We start from the raw sequence: 15,761 nt of genomic DNA, 5'->3' as shown, positions 1-15,761 counted from the left end.
CGTTTTGATAACAAGGAGAATGACCATGACGATCGACCGTTCGGTATTGATGTTTGCGGGTGTGATGGTGCTGCTTTCGGTGGCGCTGACGGCCTGGGTGTCGCAGTGGTTCGTGCTGTTCACGCTGTTCATCGGGGTGAACCTGATCCAGTCCTCGGTCACGGGGTTCTGCCCTGCGGTGACGGTGTTCCGCGCCTTGGGGGCAAAGCCCGGCTGCGCCTTCAAGTGACCGGGTTCGATCCGGCCGGAGATGCCGTGGCCGCCCGCGAGGTGGTCACGGTTCTCAAGGCGCTGTCCCATACCGGGCGGTTGCAGATTCTTTGCCACCTGCTGGGTGGCGAGATGAATGTGGGCGCGCTGTCGGAGGCTTTGGCCGAACCGCAGGCGGCGGTGTCGCAGCAACTGATGCGGCTGCGGTCGGAAGGCTTCGTGCGGGCGCGGCGCGAGGGAAAGCATGTGCTTTACGGTTTTGCGGACGGGCGCGTGGCCGCTGTGATCGCGGCCCTGCGCGCGGCCTATTGCGCGGGGGCGGCGGGGGCTTGACCCTGCGCGGTGCTTGGCCGAACGCTGGCGGCAGGTTGCCGGGGGGATCGCGTGGCGCAGGGGGTGGGCGGGCAAGAGTTCGGGGCGCAAGAGTTCGGGTTCGTCTATGTCCTCGGGTCCGACGGGGCGGGGGGATACCGGACCTATGTGGGCTGGACGCTGGACCTTGGGCAGCGCGTGGCGCGGCACAATGCCGGAACGGGCGCCAAATCGACGCGCGGACGGGTCTGGGCGGTGCTTTATGCCGAGCGTCTGCCGTCGCGGGCCGAGGCGATGAGCCGCGAGTGGTATCTTAAACGCGACCGGGCCTTGCGGCGGCGTCTGGCGCTGGTGGCGCAGGGGCTGGGCTAGGCGCCAGAGACGGAGACGGAGACGGATATTTTCCGGACGAGGCCGGGTGTGGTTAATCTTTGCTAATTCCGCTATGCGGAAGAGAACGCAAAGGCCGGAGTTCGGACCCAGAATGACCAAGACGGATGTGCCGGGCCTGCGGGTTCCGGTGATCGAATTCGCCCCTGCGCGCGTGCTTCATACGACGCCGCCCAAGACGGGGTCGACGTCGCTGTTGCTGTCCTATCTGCTCATGGCCGGATTGGCCGTGCCCGAGGGAGCGGTGCGGGCCGTGCTGCGGCAGGCGCAGGCCGACGGAAGCGCCGCGGCGGCGGGGCTGCGGCTGCATTTCGTGGCGCCTGCGCAATTGCCCGCATTCTATGCCGCCCATGCGGGCTGGCATTTGCTGTGCAATGTGCGCAGCCCCTACGAGCGGGCGCTGTCGAACTGGTTCAGCAAGCTCAACCGCTATGCCAAGCGGTTCGATCGGCCGAGCTATCGCTACGGCAAGCTGCGGCAGGTGCTTGGGGGGCCTATGGCATGGCCGCATATCGAACGGGCCAATGTCCACATGCAGAAACGCATTTCCTTTGCGGCCATGCTTGCGGGGCTTGCCCGCAATGGCGTGGGGTTCGATTCGCATTTCGAGCAGCAGTCGGTTCTGCTGGCCTTGGACAAGGTGACCTATGACCGGATGATCCGGCTTGAAACGATGGGCAGCGACCTGCCGCAGGCGTTCGAGGCGCTTGGCGTGCCGCAGGCCATGACCGGGCGGCTGGCCGCTATCCCCCATCGCAACCGGACGGCGGCGCGGCCCTCGGCGCTGCTGGACGCCGAGGCGGTGGCGCTGATCGGGCGCATCTATCCCGACGATTGCCGGTTGCTTGGCTATGACAGCCCGCTTGACCGCCAAACGGCCCAGCCCGGCTGAGGTGCGACGATGCCCTATTATCCCGAACTTGACCTGATCTTCATTCACATCCCGAAAACGGCGGGAGGGGCGATCGAGGACTTGCTGCTGCCCTACAAGGCGGCGGGCCGCAAGACGCTGGGCCGGCGTCTGGCGGCGAAGCTGGCGCTGCCGCAGGACGCGCGGGCGGCCTATATTCCCGGCCATGCGACGGCGGCCTGGCACCGGCGGGTGATGGGGGCGGCGGTGTTCGATGCGGCGCGGCGCTTTGCGGTGGTGCGCAACCCCTATGACAGGTTGATCTCGTCCTATGAATTCATCCGGCAGAACCCGCTGCACCACCGCCACAAGCGCACGGCGGGGCAGGGGTTCACCGAATTCCTGAACGCGCGGCAGATGTCGCAGATGCCGTTCTTGCTGGACCGTGACGGGCGTATGCTGGTTGACCATATCGTGCGGTTCGAGGCCTTGGCCGGGGAGCTGGCGGCGCTGTTCGACCGGCTGGGCATACCGCTGGCCCTGCCCGCCCATGGAAATCGCAACAGCTCGGCCAAGAAGGACCGCAGCCACTATCTGACGCCCGAGGCGCTTGGGCTGATCAACCGTGCCTGCGCCGAGGATTTTCGTCGCCTGGGATATGCCATGCAGACAGCGCCCCTGTAAGGCGCGCGGCGATGGCCTGCGCCAGATCGGCGGGCGGTTGGGCGAGGGTTCCCGGAACGAGGTAGACGTTCTTCAGGAAGCCGAGGAACTGGCGCCGCAGTCTTTCGTCGGGTCGCCAGTCGTGCCGCGCCAAGGCGGCGTCGAGCGTGGCGGGGTCATGCGCTTGCAGGGTCAGGCCCGCGATGGCGTAGCAGGCGGTGCCAAGGGTGATGACGGGTTTCGCGGCTTGCAGCGCCTCGATCCCGACGGTGGAGTTTATGGTCAGCACGGCGCGGGCGGCGGCGATGAGGCTGGCGGTTTCGTTGCCGTTGGCAAAGAGGATGCGCGGGTGGGGCGGAAAGAGGCCGATGACCGAGGCGCGGAAACTGGGGTGTTCCTTGACCACGAAGGTCTGATGGGGGTTGCGGTCGGCGGTGTCGCGCAGGACCGCGAGGAAATGGCCCATGTCGCGCAGCCACGGCGAATGCAGGGTGATCTGCATGTCGGATGGCACCTGAAACGGAACGAACACAAAGTCGGGCGGCAGCGTGACGGGCGCGTGCTGCGATTTCGCGGCGCGGCGGCCGATGGTTTCGGGCAGGCCTGCGGCGGCAAAGTCGGTGTCGCTGTCCAGATAGAAGGCGGGGTCGCGCGGCACGGAATTCGCGCCGTTCAGTCCCGTCGGGTCGATCTGGAGGGTGCGGGGCAGAAAGCCCGCTTCGACCAGAACGCGGGCCGAAGGGTCGGCCACGGCGGCAAGGACGGATTCAGGGTAGACCGAGCCGTTGAAGATGATGTCGATGCGGCCGGCTTGGGTGTCGAGGCGCAGCAGGTCGCGCAGGAGTGCCGCTTCGGCACCTTTGAGATGGAGATAGGTCGCGGCGACGGGGCGCAGGCCGAAAAGGGCGGGAAGGCGGATCTGCTTGCGGGTGAGGTTCCCCGCGACAAGGGCGCGGATGTCGGGCGGGGCTGCCCCGTTACGCAGCGCGCGCAGGCACAGGCGCAGGGCACCAAGCGGACCGAGCCTGCGCGAGAGGCCGCGCAGAAGGGCGGGCAGGCTGACAGGAACACTTTCCAGCCGGTCGCCCAGAACAGGTTCGAATGCGGCGAGGGCGGGGGTGCCGAGCTTGCGGTAATGTGCCATTAACCAAGATTACCGCGTCTGCCGGTCCGCTCAAGGCGGTTTCTTGCCTTGAAGGGCCGGTGTCTTTAACTTTTACTAACGATACCGGCCGTGACCGAGACCTGACGCCTGATGCGGCGGGGCATGGCGCGTGACCGTCGCAGCGAAGGCCAAGCATCCGCTTATGGAAAAACAGGTGATCTGCATAAACTGGGGCACGAAGTACGGCCCCCGTTTCATCAACCGGCTTTACGCGATGGTGGCCCGCAACATCACGCCGCCCTTTACGATGACCTGTTTCACCGACAACCCCGAGGGCGTGCGCAGAGAGGTGCGTTGCCTGCCGCTTCCGCCGCTTGATGTGGCGATGCCGGTCAACACGCGGGGCATCTGGCCCAAGGCGCGGTTGTGGGGGCCGGTGCTTGGCGATTTGACGGGGCCCGTGCTGTTCATGGACCTTGACGTGGTGGTGACGGGATCGCTGGACGATTTCTTTACCTTTGGCGCGCCTGACGACATCGTTTTGTCGCGCAATGTGACCAACCCGTTCGAGCGTCTGGGACAGACCAGCGTGTTCCGCTTTCCGGTGGGAAAGCTGGTGCCGCTGCAAGAGAAGTTCAAGGCCGATCCGCAGGCTGTGGCCGACGAATACCGTTTCGAGCAGCGTTACGTGACGCGCAACGCGCCGGGCGGGGTGAAGCTGTTTCCCGCCGCATGGGTGCGGCATTTCCGGCGGCATTGCACGCCGGTCTTTCCGCTGAACTACTGGAAGGCGCCGAAGCTGGAAGCGGGCACGCGGATCGTGATCTTTCCGGGCGGGTTCCACCCCGAACATGCGATCAGCGGCGGCTGGAAGGACGAGGGAACACAAGGGCGCACGCCCGCGCAGCACCTGAAAACCGAGTTGGGCAAATGGCGCGAGGCGCGCTTGTTCAACCGCTTGAAGCACTATGTCGCGCCGGCGCCCTGGGTGGCGGACCACTGGCGCGAGTGAGGGGGCGCGCCTTGGTCAGTCGTCGTCTTCCATCGCGCGGATGGCATCGCGCAGGCGGGTGACGGCGGCTTTCTTGATCTGCGACACGCGGCCCGTGGTCACCCCGAGGATATCGGCGATTTCGTAGACGTTCAGCTCTTCGACGAAGTAGAGTTGCAGGACCATCGCCTCGCGTTCGGGCAATTCGCCCAAGGCGCGGCGCAGCATCTGGCGCATCTGGTCGGCCTGCATCTTGTCTTCGACCGTGCGGTTCGAATCCGAGAACAGCATCGAGTGGTCGGAGTAGACCTCGTCCAGCGATTTGATCGAGGACGCGCCGAATTGCGTTTCCCAATCTTCGAGTTCCGAAACGGTGATGCCCATGTCGGCGGCGATTTCGTGCTTTTCCGGCGCGCGTTGCAATTGCTGTTCGAGCTTCAGCACCGAGGCGCGTTTCTTTTGCTGCATGACGATGGTCGCGCGGCAAAGCGAGGAGGAGGCGCGCAGGTAGTCGATGATCGAGCCGCGGATGCGGATCGCGGCGTAGGAGGCGAAGCTTGCCCCCTGACGCGGGGTGTAACGCTGGGCGGCATCGACAAGACCCATGTAGCCGACTTGCAGCATATCCTCGACCTCGGCCATGCGGCCGACGCGGCTGTGCATGTGCCACGCGATCTTGCGCACGAGGTCCATATGGCTGCGCACGAGCTTGTCGGGCGAGGGGCCTTCCTGTTCGGGATAGCGTTTGGCGAGCATCAGATTTGCCCTTTCGTGCTGGTTACACAGGCGGGAACGGAAAAACGGGTCATGCAGCGGATCATTCGGCGGGTCATTCGGCGGCGATCCCCTGTTGGACGGCCCATGCGCCGGACCAGTGGTGCAGGTCGGCAGGGACGGGGCGGCGCAGCGTGTCGATCAGGCCGGTGCCCGCGCTGACATGCGAGAGTTTCAGACCGGCATCGGCGATGGCTTCGAGTTCGGGGATTTCCGGCTCCCACAGGTCGAGGCGGGTCAGGCAGACGGTGGGCTGATAGGCGGCCCAGTCGCGGCAGAGCCGTGCCGTCAGGGCGGGGTGGGTGCCCGCAGGGATGCAGAGCAGCAGTTCGGCATCGTCGCTGTCGATCAGCCGCGCGGCGAGGTCGGGCGTGTGATCGGCGGCGTCGGACAGATCGAAGATCTCGGGGAAGGCGGGGTCGGCTTCGGCCGACAGCAGCGCATCGTGGATGGTGGGGCGGTCAAGCCGCAGACCCATGAGCCGCGCCCAGCCGCGCAGGCGGTCTTCGTGCAGCAAAAGGCCGGGTGCGGGGGCGATGAGGCGCGGTTGCAGGCGGCGGTCGGCTTGCAGGATGCGCGCGGCAAGACGGGCGGCGACCATCGACTTGCCCGAACCGGGCGGGCCGATGATGACCGTGCGCGGGGCGACGGGTTCGACGAGACCTTCGGGAAAGAACAGGCGCCGCGCGAGATCGGCATGGGGATCATCGGGTGCGGCCTTGCGGGGCGCGGCCTTGCGGGGCGCGAGGGTCGCGGCCTGGAAGCTGCGTTCGAAGGACGCGGCCCCTTGCGCGGGGTGCTGCGGGCTGCGCGTGGCGCGCAGGGCGGGGCGGGCGGGCGGTATGGGGGACGCCGCCGCTTCGGTATCGGGCGGGTCGAGATCGTCGCCTTCGCCCGAGGCGCGCAGCTCGTATTGGCCGTCGATCTTGCGGGTCGAGAGGATGAGCGCATCGGGGCCGAGGCGGCGGAGGATTTCCTCCATCGCCTTTTGGCTGGTTGCGGCGCGGACGGTAATGACGGTCATGGATCAGCCCCCCATTTTCGGCAGTTGGCTTTGCCCGCCGATAGAGGCCACGACCTCGACTTTGCGGGTTTCGGGAAGTTCGGCGATGCCGAGAACGATGGCATCGGGAAGGTGCGGGCGCAGGAAGGCGGCAAGGCTGCGGCGCAGTTGGGTGGCCACGATCAGCACGGCCTGTTTGCCGGCACCTGTGGCATCCTCGAAGGCGTCGGAGAGGGATTTGACCAGCGTCTGGGCAAGGCCCGCGTCGATCACCAGACCCTCGTCGCCGGAGCGGCGGGCGCGGATCAGGAGTTGCTCGAGTTCGGGATCGAGGGTCACCAGCGGCAGGGGCGTGTTGATCGGGGTCATCTGTTGCAGCAGGAGCGGCACGAGCATGGGGCGCAGCGCCTCGGCCATGTCGGGGGCGGAAAGGTTGCGGCCCGACAGTTCGGCCAGACCTTCGAGGATGCGGCGCAGGTCACCGATCGGGATGCGTTCGGACAGGAGCGTGCGCAGGACGCCCGTGACCGTGTGCAGCGCCACGAGTTTCGGGACCACGGCATTCACCAGCGTGGGCGAGACGCGGGCGAGCGTGTCGAGCAGCACCTGCACATCATCGGGGCCGATCAGGTCGGCGGCGTGTTTGTAGAGCAGTTGCGACAGGTGCGTCGCGATGACGGATTCGGGTTCGACGACGACGTGATCGTCGGCCTCGGCCTCGGCCAGCTGGTGGGGCAGGATCCAGACGGCGTCGAGACCGAAGGAGGGGTCCTTGACCTCGATGCCCTTGAGCTTGCGCGCCGAACCGCTGCCGGGGATGGCGAGTTTGCGGTCGGGGTAGACGACATCCTCGCCCCGGATCACCTGCCCCACGCGAATGCGATACTGGTTGGGCGGCAGGGTCAGGTCGTCGCGGATGCGCACGCCGGGGACGACGAAGCCCATCGCCTTGGACACCTCGCGCCGGATGGCGGTGATGCGGGTGACGAGCGCGCCGCCGCCTTCGCCCGCAAGCGGGATCAGGCCGTAGCCGATTTGCAGGCTGACGGGGGCGTGGTCGGCCACATCCTCGGCGGTGATGCCTTCGGAGGGTTTGGCGCTGCCTTCGGCTTCGATCACATCGCTGCCGGGGGCTTCGGGATCGGCGGGGTTGAGGTCCTTGCGGCCGAACCATGCGATGCCCGCGGCGGCGGCGGCGGCGAAGAGGAACACGCCGGACGGCATGCCGGGGACGACGCCGATGATGGCAAGGACGGCGGCCACGGGCATCCATGCCGCGCGCAGGTGGATTTGCCGCGCGATCAGCCCGCCCATGTCATGGCTGGAGGAGACGCGGGTGACGATGATGGCGGTGGCGATGGACAGCAGGAGTGCCGGGATCTGCGCCACGAGACCGTCGCCGATGGAAAGCAGGACATAGGTCTGCGCCGCCTGCCCCATCGAGAGGCCGTGTTGCAGCGTGCCGATCAGGATGCCGCCGATGATGTTGATGGCAAGGATCAGGATGCCCGCCATCGCGTCGCCTTTGACGAATTTTCCGGCACCGTCCATCGAGCCGTAGAAATCGGCCTCGGCCCCCACCTCGGCGCGGCGGGTGCGGGCTTGATCGGGTGTCAAAAGACCGGCGTTCAGGTCGGCGTCGATGGCCATCTGCTTGCCGGGCATGGCGTCGAGGGTGAAGCGGGCGGAAACCTCGGACACGCGGCCCGCGCCCTTGGTGATGACGACGATGTTGATGATGACGAGGATGATGAAGACGAGAAGGCCGACGACGAAATTCCCCGCGATGACGAATTCACCGAAGGCCTTGATGACCTTGCCCGCCGCGTCATGGCCGGTGTGGCCCTGGGTCAGCACGATGCGGGTCGAGGCCACGTTGAGCGCGAGGCGGAAGATGGTGGCGATCAGCAAGAGGCTGGGAAAGCTGGAGAAATCAAGCGGGCGGTAGCTGTAGAGCGCGACCATCAGGATCACGAGCGACAGAAGGATGTTCGACACGAAGAAGAGGTCGAGCAGCACCACGGGAAGCGGCATCACCATCATGGCGATGATGACGAGCACGCCCACGGGCAGGGCCAGCCCGCCGAGCTGGCCCAGAAGGCCGCCGCGCTGGGGGATCGCGCCGGTGGTCATGCGTGCTGTCCGCTGATGTGGTTTCGGGTCGGTGTCATGCTGTGCCTGGCCTGTCGGCTGTGTCTGTCGGGGCGGGTTGTGCAATCGGCGTGCCAAGCGGGGCGCGTGGTGGCGGGGTGGCCATAGGGACGGGGGGGTCTGCGGGCGGCGCGGGGTTGGCGGCCGTGGCACGGGGGGCTGTCTGCCCCCCGCGGGGCGCGGGCGCCCCTTCCCCCCGAGAGTATTTTGGCAAGGATGAAGCGGCAGGGCGGGGCGGGGTTGCCGCTGTGCGGGGCGCGGGGGGCTTGGCGGCGCGGGGCTTGGCGGTGAGGGGCTTGGCACGCGGTTTGCAGCGCGGGGGTGATCCTTTTCTTGCGGAGACCGCCATGCGCGCGCTGACCCTTTGCCTTTCCCTTGCCGCCCTTGCGGGTTGCGCCACGACACCGCCTTCGGCGAAATCGGCCCTGCCTTTGGATGCGCGGGAGCAAACCGCGCAGCTTGCGGCGATCAAGGATGATCTGGACGCCGCCGACAGGCTGGCCGCGCCGGCGCCCGTATCGGCACCCGTATCGGCGCCCGTATCGGCACCGGCGGGGGGAGGCGCGCCGATGATGTTTGCCGCGGCGCAGGTGCCGTCGCTGAAAGGCTTGGGTTTCGCGCAGATTTCCGGCCAGCCGGGCAAGACCAAGAACGAGAAGCGGCTGATGGCCATTCGTGCCGCGCGGGTGGATGCGCTGCGCGATCTGACCGAGCAGGTGCACGGGGTGCGGATTTCGGCCGATACCACGGTGCATGATGCGGTGGTGGCCGATGACAGCCTGAATGCGGTGGTGCAGGGCACGCTGCGCGGGGCCAGAACGTTGCGCGTGACCGCCAAGGGAAGCGACAGCTACGAGGTCGAGATGGAACTCGACCGCGACACGGTGGCCTATATCGTGCGCGCGCTGAAGGGGCGTATCTGATGCTGCGGCTTCTGGTTGCGCTGGTGCTGCTGGCTGCCGCTCCGCTGCGGGCGGAGGATCTGTGGATCGAGGCCAAGGGCTTTGCCGTGCAGTCGGGGGCCGAGGATGCCGCGAGCGCCAAGCGCCGCGCGGTCGCCGATGCGCTGCTGATGGCGGCCTTGTCCGGCGGGGCGGATGTGCGGGCGCATACGGCGGTGGACCGGTCGGTCGTGACGTCGGACCTGTTGATCGTGCGGCCCGTGGGGCGGGTGAAGGAGCATCGCCTGATCTCGGCCACGCGGAACGGGGATACCTGGGAGGTGGTGTTGCAGGCGCGGGTCGGGCTGGGGCCGGATGCCGCCTGCGATGCGCGGCGCAAGCTGGTGATCACGGCCTTTGCGCCCGAGATCGAGGTTTCGCCCTATGCCCCCGCATGGGCCGCGCCGCTGGCGCAGGAGGTGGCGAACGATCTGGTGCGGCAGGTGGAGCGGCACCCTTCGGTGGAGCTGGTGCGCGTGACGGACCGCGCCATGACGCGCGCCGATGCGAGGCGCGAGACGGTGGATTACATGGTGCTGACCAAGGGGTCGGTGCGGCTGGGGCCGGGGGAGCATGGTTTCGTGCCGGCGATCCGGCTGGACATGGGCGGATCGGGGCGGCGGCCGGAGTTGCGGCTGTCCCTCGAGATGCGGCTGGTGGGTGGCAGCGGCGAGGAGACGCGGCAGGCGGTGGAACGCAGCGTGGCCCTGCCCGGCGTGTCGCCGCTGGGGCGCCTTGCGGTGCTGGTCGAGCCGGACCGGAGGCAGATGGCGGGCAAGCTGACGGCGGGGCTGGACCGCGCCATGACGGCCCTGCTGGATGTCGAGACCTGCAAGCCGGTGCTGGCCTATATGGCGGTGTCCGGCCACGAGATCAGCGCGCCCGTGGGGCGGCGGCAGGGGCTGACCAAAGGGGCGATCGCCTTTACCGCGGATGCGGACGGGTCGACCGAGATGCTGGAAGTGGTGGCCTTGGGGGCCGAGGGCGTGACGCTGCGCCCGCTTGACCCGAACCGTCCGGCAAAGGCCTTTGCGGGGCGGCCCGTGCGCTTTTTCGAGACGGGAGTCTGAGGGTGCTGCGCTGGCCGCTGGTTCTGGTGCTGACGGCCCTGCCCGCCGGGGCCGGGGGATGGCCCGAGGGGATACCCGGGGCGGAGGTCGGGCGCATGGTGCGCGAGGCGATGGTGGCGGCGGGGCAGGCGGTGCCGGGCTTTGCCGATCCGGTGCGGCGCTTTCCGCCCTGCGCGGCTGCGCCTGCGGTCAGCCCGCGCGCGGGAAGCTGGGCCACGGCCGACCTGCGCTGCGCCGCCCCCGTCTGGCTGCGGTCGGTGCGGACCGGGGCGCAGCCTGCGGCGCGCGCGAAGCCGGATGCGCCGGAGGCAGCGTTGGGGCCGAAGGTGGTGACCTTGACGCATAGTCTGGCGCGGGGCGCGATGATCGGGGCCGGTGACATCGGCCTTGCGCCCATGCCCGAGCGGGCGGTGGACGGCATTTTCACCGATCCGGCGATGGTGATCGGGCGGCGGGCCAAGGTGGGGCTTGGCGAGGGTCAGCCGGTGCTGGCGCGGCAGCTCGAACCCGTGTGGCTGGTCGAGAAGGGCAACCCCCTGTCGCTGACCGCCAGCGCCGGAGGGCTGAGCGTATCGGCCCCCGCCGAGGCGCTGGAGAACGGCGCGCTTGGCGATGTGATCCGGGTGATGAACCTGTCGAGCCGGCGCGAGGTGAAGGCCTTGGTCACGGGGCCGAATATTGTGACCGCACAGACTAACATGCGCTGAAAGCGTGCCGTTAAGGGGCTAAACGGAGGGTCCCAGATGGTAGATCTCATTTCCTCGTCCAGCAATCGCCCGCGGATCATGCGTCCGGGGGAAGACCTTGGTGCGCCGGTTCAGGGCAGCGCGGGCGGTGCCGCCGCTGCGGGGGCCGTGGCGCAGGCTGCCGGCGACACGCTGGCGCTGAGTGCGACGGCGACGGCGCTGCCGGAAGAGCTGAAAGGCGGGCCGCCCATCGATCTGGAGATCGTCGCCAAGATCAAGGAGGCGATCTCGGAGGGAAAATACCCGATCGATCTGGAAAAGATCACCGAGAGTCTTTTTCAGGATTTCATCGATCTGGTGGCCTGAAACTTGCTTAAGAGCCGTTGAGAACTGAACGAACCGGAGCCTTTCCATGAGCCTTGCCGCCACTTCCGCGATCTTTGCCACGCTGCTGGCCGGAACGTCCCTTGTCGGGCTGGGCCTGAAGCGGCGGGCGCGGGGGGGGATGGCGGTTGCGCCAGTGCCTGCGGGTATGCCTGCGGCGGGCCCCGAGGCAGGGCATGAGGCGGGGTTCGGTGCCGTTCGGGCCGATGCGGCGCATCCGATGATCGTGGCCGACCATCTGGCGGCGCGGGTCGAGGACCTGCTGAGCGCGCAGACGAGGGCGCAGGCCGATGCGCTGGCCGATCTGAAGGCCGAGATCCTTGGCCTGAAGTCGGATGTCGAATGGCTGGCGGGCGAGCGGATGATCGAACAGGCCATCGCGCTGGCGCAGAGCGGTGTCGAGGCCGAGGAGATCGGCCGCGAGCTTGGCATGACGCGGGATGCGGCCGAGACCATCGTGGCCTTCCGGCGGCACTGAGCCGCGAAGGACGATTTTTCTGCGAAAAATCGGGGGGCTGGCGGGCAGATGTTGCCCGTTTGGCTGCCGTTTCGGGGGGCTTTGCGCCCCCGTCCATCGGCGGGCCGATGGACTCCCCCGCAGGATATTTGGGGCAAGAGGAAGCGGCGCTTTTCATGGGCTTTTCGCCCCGAGGTCCGGTGTTTGCGATCTGTGATGCAGCGGGCGGGGCGGGATGCGGGCTTTGGCCGGCGCGCTGCGGCCCCTGCGTCGGGATGCGGATTGAAGCCGTTGGTGCCTAGGGAACCTAGAACAATGCGGTGCAGACGGGATCGCCGAGGCCCGTGTCGCAGAGCGACTTGAGGGTTTCCAGCGCGCGTTGTTGTGCGGCGGGGCGGTCCTTTGGGTCGAGCCGTGCGAAGGTGGCGTCGCGGGCGCGGATCGCGTTCGGGGTCTCGAATGCGGCGGAGAGGGCTTGCCAGACATAGGCGCCCGTCAGGTCGGGTTCGGGCAGGATGTCGGTCAGCACGAAGGAGAGTTCGAGCATGGCGCGGCCTTCGCCTGCGGTGACGCGGGGGTGAAGGTCGGCTTCGATGCGGGTGGCGATGGCGCTGCGCAGGTCGGGGGTGGCGGCGTCGGCCATGCGGGTGATGAGGGCCAGCGCCTCGGTGCGGCCCGCGAGGCGGGCGCGCCATGCCCAGTAAAGCGCCTCGGCGTGGTTCTGCGGCAGGCCGCGCCCGTCGTAGTAGAGGAGCGCGAGGTTGAATTGCGCCACGGCATCGCCGGACCGGGCGAGCGGCAGGAAGAGGGCGGCGGCGGTGGCCGTATCGCCCGCGCGGGCGGCGGCGATGGCGCGGGCAAAGGTAGAGGGGGCGGCTTGGGCCGCCGTGTCGCCTGTGGTGTCGCCGGCGGTGACGTTTGCGGTGGTTTCATTTGCGGGGGCGGCGGCCGTTTCCGCCTGCGCCTGCGTCGCCGCCGCCGCCGCGAAGGCGGTGGAAAGCATGAGGGCGAGGGTTCGGGCGCGCAGGGGGGTGCGGATCATTTTCCGGCCATCATCACGAGTTGCAGATAGAGCAGGCGGCGGCGTGGGGTGCCGGGGCCGATGCGTTCATAGACCACGACCTGCGGGCGGATCGTGCCTTCGGTGACGAAGTCGATCGAGATCGTTTCGGGCAGGTGGACACCATAGTCGGAGAGCGTTCCCTTGGGGTCGGTCTCGAAGCGGAAGCGGAAGGTCTGGTCGATCCAGACGCGGGCCAGCGCGCGGCCGAGGATGTCGGGCAGGAAACGTTCGACCTGGCTGCGGTTGCGCAGGTGGGTTTCGTGGCGGACGAGATCGAAATCCTGCGCCTCGGTCGGGGCGCGGGGGGTGGCGGGTCTCTCCTTGGCGTCGATGCGCTGGCGCAGGACCATCGGCAGCCGCGAGATGACCGGCACGAGGGCGCGGGACATCCTTTCCTTCATCGGGGCGGCTTCCTTTTGTGGCGTGAGGCATTTCCCTTGGGAACGACCGGATGCAGCGGTTGTTTAGCCGCGCTTGCAGCGTGCGGGTGGAACGGCGCTTGCAGGGGCGGGGCATGTCGAAGCGCATGGTCATCATCTGGTCTGCCCTTGGGTTCCTGTCGCTGGGCGGCGGGTTCGGGGTGGGCGCCTATCTGGTGCTGCGCCCCGTGCCGCCCCCCGCTTTCGCGCCCAAGCCCGAAGAGGCCGCGCCCGAGGAGAAGGGGATGCTGGTCTATGTGCCGCTCGAGGACCAGTTGGCCGTGGCCGTGGCCGAGCAGCCCGTGCGGGTGATGCTGACGCTGGGGGTTTCGGTGCGCGGGTCGCTGGAAGAGCTGGTCGTGCTGCAAGAGGCGGTCAAGACCAAGAAGGCCGCCGTGATGGCGGCGCTGCTGGTGGCGGCGCAGGCCGAGGTGGTCAAGGGGGCGGAGCCTGCGGTCTTGCTGGAGCGCCTGCCCGCGCCGCTGCGCGATGCGGTGAACGGGGTGATCGGGACGGCGGAATTGCCCGAGCCGGTCGAGGAAGTGCTGATTACGGGGCTGGTGACGCAGTAGCGCGGCACGGGACTTGCAGGATCAGGCCAGTTGCCAAGGAGTGTGCCGATGAAGCCCGAATTGAACATCACCGAAGCCTGGGGTCCGGTTGCCGGAGCGGAGCTGTCGAAAATGCGGATCGAATGCGTCTGGTGCGACGAGGCCGGAGAGCCGGTGAAGGCGCGGTCCTTTCCGGTGCTTCGCCTGCTCTCGCGGCGCAAGTCGGGCGATCAGGCTGCATAAAGACTGAAACCGAAGGCGGAAGACGGGCGGAGCAGCGATGCATCCGCCTTTTCGGCGTTCCGGATTTTCGGGGGGTCAGGCGGCTTGGGTCTGGTTGTAGGCGAGGCGCAAGCGGGTGTCGCGGCGGCGGTCCTGCGCGCCGCGCAGCATTTCGTCCTCGAGCGTGGCGAGGGTGCGCAGCACGAGGTCATGCGCGCGGACCAGTGCGGCGCGGTCCTGATCGGTCGAGGCGACGGGGCCGAGGTTGCGGACCATGCGGTCAAGCTCGGCCGCGACGATGAGAACCTCGACCATGTCCGAGCGGCTCATCGCGCGTTCGAGGCGCCCGCCGATCACGGCAAGGCCGAGGGCTGCGGGGCCTTCGATCATGGTCATGCGCGGCCACCGGCGACGGCGGGCTGGTTTGCGCCCATTTCCACCCATGCCGCAAGAAGCGAGGCGACGTGGGTCGCGGCTTCGGCCAGTTGGGGCGAGGCTTCCTTGCGGAAGGCTTCGGCCACGCGCAGGCGGGCAAATTCGTAGACGCGGAACAGGTGCATGGCGATGTCGCCGCCACGGTCGAAATCGAGGCTCGATTGCAGGATGTAGATGGCGGTGAAGGCGCGGTCGAGATGCAGCTTGGGGTAGGTGCGGTCGGGTTCTGCCGCGGCGAGGGCGCGCAGCGAGCGTTCCAGTTCGCGCAAGGTGACGAGGATCACGCCGTGCGGGCTTTCGACCGACAGACCTTCGTTCTGGTCGGTGCGGCGATATTGTGCCCTTGCGCTGAGAAACGTCATGTCTGCCCGCCTTTCCTGAGCCGCCGCTTGCTGCGGCTGGTTGAAGGAAAGAACGACCGGACGGGCCCCTGTTTTAGCGCTGGGGGGAAGAAACGGGGGCAGATCGAACGCCAGTCGCGACCCGCCCCCGCCAACCGCCGAAGCGGGCTTCAGCGGAAGAGGTGCATGCGTTTGGGCGGGCGGTGGTAGAACAGCGGCTGGAGGCTGGTCCGCGGCGAGAGGAGGTGGCGCGCTTCGCCGAAGGCTTCGGCCAGCGCCTCGGGCGAGGGGACGAGTTCGATGTCGCGCGGCAGGGCGGCATGGGTGCCCTGCGGGTCGGCGAGGATGATGACGAGATCGGGGCAGATGCGGCAGAGCTGGCGCACGAGCAGCGCAAGGCGGCGGTCGGTGATGCCGGCCACGGGCAGGTCGAGGATCAGGATATCGGGGGCGTTGACCGGCAGCAGCCAGAAGGTCGCGGCATCGGCGCAATCGGCGGTGATGCCGGCAAGGCGGGCGGCTTCGGCGAAAAGGTCGGGGCGGTCGGACAGCACGGCTGCGACGAGGCTGGCAGCTTCGGCCGGTGACAGGGCGCAGGCCGGAGCGGCGGACAGAGGGGCAGGAACGCGGGGCGCACTGGTCAACATGTCGGGTGGCCCTCCTGAGCCATGTGGTCCCGGTTGTGCGCTGCGGACGGCACGACTCGGGGTTGTTTTACAGCCCCTGAATCGGTTCGATTTCGT

Annotated in this window: 22 protein-coding genes; 13 read left to right on the top strand and 9 right to left on the bottom strand. The window is 68.0% G+C overall.

Translation table 11 applies throughout. The features are described from left to right. The first annotated feature begins 25 nt into the window (after positions 1-25). The 5 genes from H7F16_RS04795 to H7F16_RS04775 all read left to right on the top strand — a co-directional run bounded on the left by H7F16_RS04795 (position 26) and on the right by H7F16_RS04775 (position 2,446). Complete coding sequence (locus tag H7F16_RS04795) at positions 26-229, top strand: YgaP family membrane protein (protein ID WP_185796381.1); 204 nt, start codon at positions 26-28, stop codon at positions 227-229. Next, on the top strand, positions 226-543 hold the full coding sequence (locus tag H7F16_RS19825; protein WP_338401961.1) for an ArsR/SmtB family transcription factor: 318 nt from the start codon (positions 226-228) through the stop codon (positions 541-543). The genes H7F16_RS04795 and H7F16_RS19825 overlap by 4 nt, the downstream gene beginning before the upstream one ends. A gap of 51 nt (positions 544-594) precedes the next feature. Continuing rightward, positions 595-894, top strand: coding sequence for a GIY-YIG nuclease family protein (locus H7F16_RS19820; protein WP_206682572.1), 300 nt, complete (start codon positions 595-597; stop codon positions 892-894). Positions 895-1,006: 112 nt separating this feature from the next. Continuing rightward, positions 1,007-1,804 (top strand): sulfotransferase family 2 domain-containing protein, encoded by a 798-nt coding sequence (locus H7F16_RS04780; protein ID WP_185796380.1) that lies wholly within the window; start codon positions 1,007-1,009, stop codon positions 1,802-1,804. A 9-nt stretch (positions 1,805-1,813) separates the two neighbouring features. Next, on the top strand, positions 1,814-2,446 hold the full coding sequence (locus H7F16_RS04775) for a sulfotransferase family 2 domain-containing protein (protein ID WP_185796379.1): 633 nt from the start codon (positions 1,814-1,816) through the stop codon (positions 2,444-2,446). On the opposite strand, the gene H7F16_RS04770 is transcribed toward H7F16_RS04775, so the two are convergent. Continuing rightward, positions 2,382-3,569 carry a capsular polysaccharide export protein, LipB/KpsS family gene (locus H7F16_RS04770; RefSeq protein ID WP_185796378.1) on the bottom strand — a complete coding sequence of 396 codons (1,188 nt, stop codon included), beginning with the start codon at positions 3,567-3,569 and terminating at the stop codon, positions 2,382-2,384. The two genes, H7F16_RS04775 and H7F16_RS04770, sit on opposite strands and share 65 nt — an antisense overlap. 163 nt (positions 3,570-3,732) lie before the next feature. Between H7F16_RS04770 and H7F16_RS04765 the strand changes: the two genes are divergently transcribed. Further along, a complete protein-coding gene (locus H7F16_RS04765; protein ID WP_185796647.1) occupies positions 3,733-4,542 on the top strand; it encodes a glycosyl transferase in 810 nt (269 codons plus the stop codon). A 15-nt stretch (positions 4,543-4,557) separates the two neighbouring features. On the opposite strand, the gene H7F16_RS04760 is transcribed toward H7F16_RS04765, so the two are convergent. From H7F16_RS04760 to flhA, 3 genes are all read right to left on the bottom strand, one after another. Beyond that, positions 4,558-5,277, bottom strand: coding sequence for a sigma-70 family RNA polymerase sigma factor (locus tag H7F16_RS04760; RefSeq protein WP_185796377.1), 720 nt, complete (start codon positions 5,275-5,277; stop codon positions 4,558-4,560). A gap of 73 nt (positions 5,278-5,350) precedes the next feature. After that, entirely contained in the window at positions 5,351-6,319 is a 969-nt protein-coding gene (locus tag H7F16_RS04755) for a hypothetical protein (protein WP_185796376.1), read from the bottom strand. Positions 6,320-6,322: 3 nt separating this feature from the next. Then, complete coding sequence (gene flhA, locus H7F16_RS04750) at positions 6,323-8,431, bottom strand: flagellar biosynthesis protein FlhA (protein ID WP_185796375.1); 2,109 nt, start codon at positions 8,429-8,431, stop codon at positions 6,323-6,325. Positions 8,432-8,796: 365 nt separating this feature from the next. On the opposite strand from flhA, the gene H7F16_RS04745 reads away from it, so the two are divergent. From H7F16_RS04745 to H7F16_RS04725, 5 genes are read left to right on the top strand one after another with little or no spacing between them, the layout of a single operon-like run. Next, positions 8,797-9,372, top strand: a complete 576-nt coding sequence (locus H7F16_RS04745; RefSeq protein ID WP_185796374.1) for an LPP20 family lipoprotein — start codon at positions 8,797-8,799, stop codon at positions 9,370-9,372. Next, positions 9,372-10,460, top strand: coding sequence for a flagellar assembly protein T N-terminal domain-containing protein (locus tag H7F16_RS04740; protein WP_185796373.1), 1,089 nt, complete (start codon positions 9,372-9,374; stop codon positions 10,458-10,460). The genes H7F16_RS04745 and H7F16_RS04740 overlap by 1 nt, the downstream gene beginning before the upstream one ends. Before the next feature lie 2 nt (positions 10,461-10,462). Beyond that, entirely contained in the window at positions 10,463-11,167 is a 705-nt protein-coding gene (gene flgA, locus H7F16_RS04735) for a flagellar basal body P-ring formation chaperone FlgA (RefSeq protein WP_338401960.1), read from the top strand. A gap of 36 nt (positions 11,168-11,203) precedes the next feature. Then, complete coding sequence (flgM, locus tag H7F16_RS04730; RefSeq protein WP_241741176.1) at positions 11,204-11,512, top strand: flagellar biosynthesis anti-sigma factor FlgM; 309 nt, start codon at positions 11,204-11,206, stop codon at positions 11,510-11,512. Positions 11,513-11,558: 46 nt separating this feature from the next. Then, positions 11,559-12,008: a hypothetical protein gene (locus H7F16_RS04725; RefSeq protein WP_185796372.1), complete on the top strand. Its 450-nt coding sequence runs from the start codon at positions 11,559-11,561 to the stop codon at positions 12,006-12,008. A gap of 286 nt (positions 12,009-12,294) precedes the next feature. On the opposite strand, the gene H7F16_RS04720 is transcribed toward H7F16_RS04725, so the two are convergent. Further along, entirely contained in the window at positions 12,295-13,029 is a 735-nt protein-coding gene (locus tag H7F16_RS04720) for a sel1 repeat family protein (RefSeq protein ID WP_185796371.1), read from the bottom strand. Then, positions 13,026-13,439: a hypothetical protein gene (locus H7F16_RS04715; protein ID WP_241741174.1), complete on the bottom strand. Its 414-nt coding sequence runs from the start codon at positions 13,437-13,439 to the stop codon at positions 13,026-13,028. The genes H7F16_RS04720 and H7F16_RS04715 overlap by 4 nt, the downstream gene beginning before the upstream one ends. 125 nt (positions 13,440-13,564) lie before the next feature. Here H7F16_RS04715 and H7F16_RS04710 point away from each other — a divergent pair, with 125 nt between their 5' ends. Both H7F16_RS04710 and H7F16_RS04705 read left to right on the top strand, forming a co-directional pair. Further along, entirely contained in the window at positions 13,565-14,041 is a 477-nt protein-coding gene (locus H7F16_RS04710) for a hypothetical protein (protein WP_185796369.1), read from the top strand. Between the two features lie 48 nt (positions 14,042-14,089). Then, complete coding sequence (locus H7F16_RS04705; protein ID WP_185796368.1) at positions 14,090-14,263, top strand: hypothetical protein; 174 nt, start codon at positions 14,090-14,092, stop codon at positions 14,261-14,263. A gap of 75 nt (positions 14,264-14,338) precedes the next feature. Here the strand turns inward: H7F16_RS04705 and H7F16_RS04700 are convergent, their stop codons facing one another. The 3 genes from H7F16_RS04700 to H7F16_RS04690 form a co-directional block, all read right to left on the bottom strand. Next, a complete protein-coding gene (locus H7F16_RS04700; RefSeq protein ID WP_185796367.1) occupies positions 14,339-14,638 on the bottom strand; it encodes a hypothetical protein in 300 nt (99 codons plus the stop codon). Next, entirely contained in the window at positions 14,635-15,039 is a 405-nt protein-coding gene (locus tag H7F16_RS04695; RefSeq protein ID WP_185796366.1) for a flagellar export chaperone FliS, read from the bottom strand. The genes H7F16_RS04700 and H7F16_RS04695 overlap by 4 nt, the downstream gene beginning before the upstream one ends. 149 nt (positions 15,040-15,188) lie before the next feature. Then, on the bottom strand, positions 15,189-15,665 hold the full coding sequence (locus tag H7F16_RS04690; RefSeq protein ID WP_185796365.1) for a hypothetical protein: 477 nt from the start codon (positions 15,663-15,665) through the stop codon (positions 15,189-15,191). Positions 15,666-15,761 lie beyond the last annotated feature (96 nt).

Origin of the sequence: Paragemmobacter straminiformis, from assembly GCF_014243445.1 — a bacterium.
In the GTDB taxonomy this organism is placed as follows: Bacteria; Pseudomonadota; Alphaproteobacteria; order Rhodobacterales; family Rhodobacteraceae; genus Paragemmobacter; species Paragemmobacter straminiformis.
This window is presented reverse-complemented; position numbering and strand designations above follow the sequence as displayed.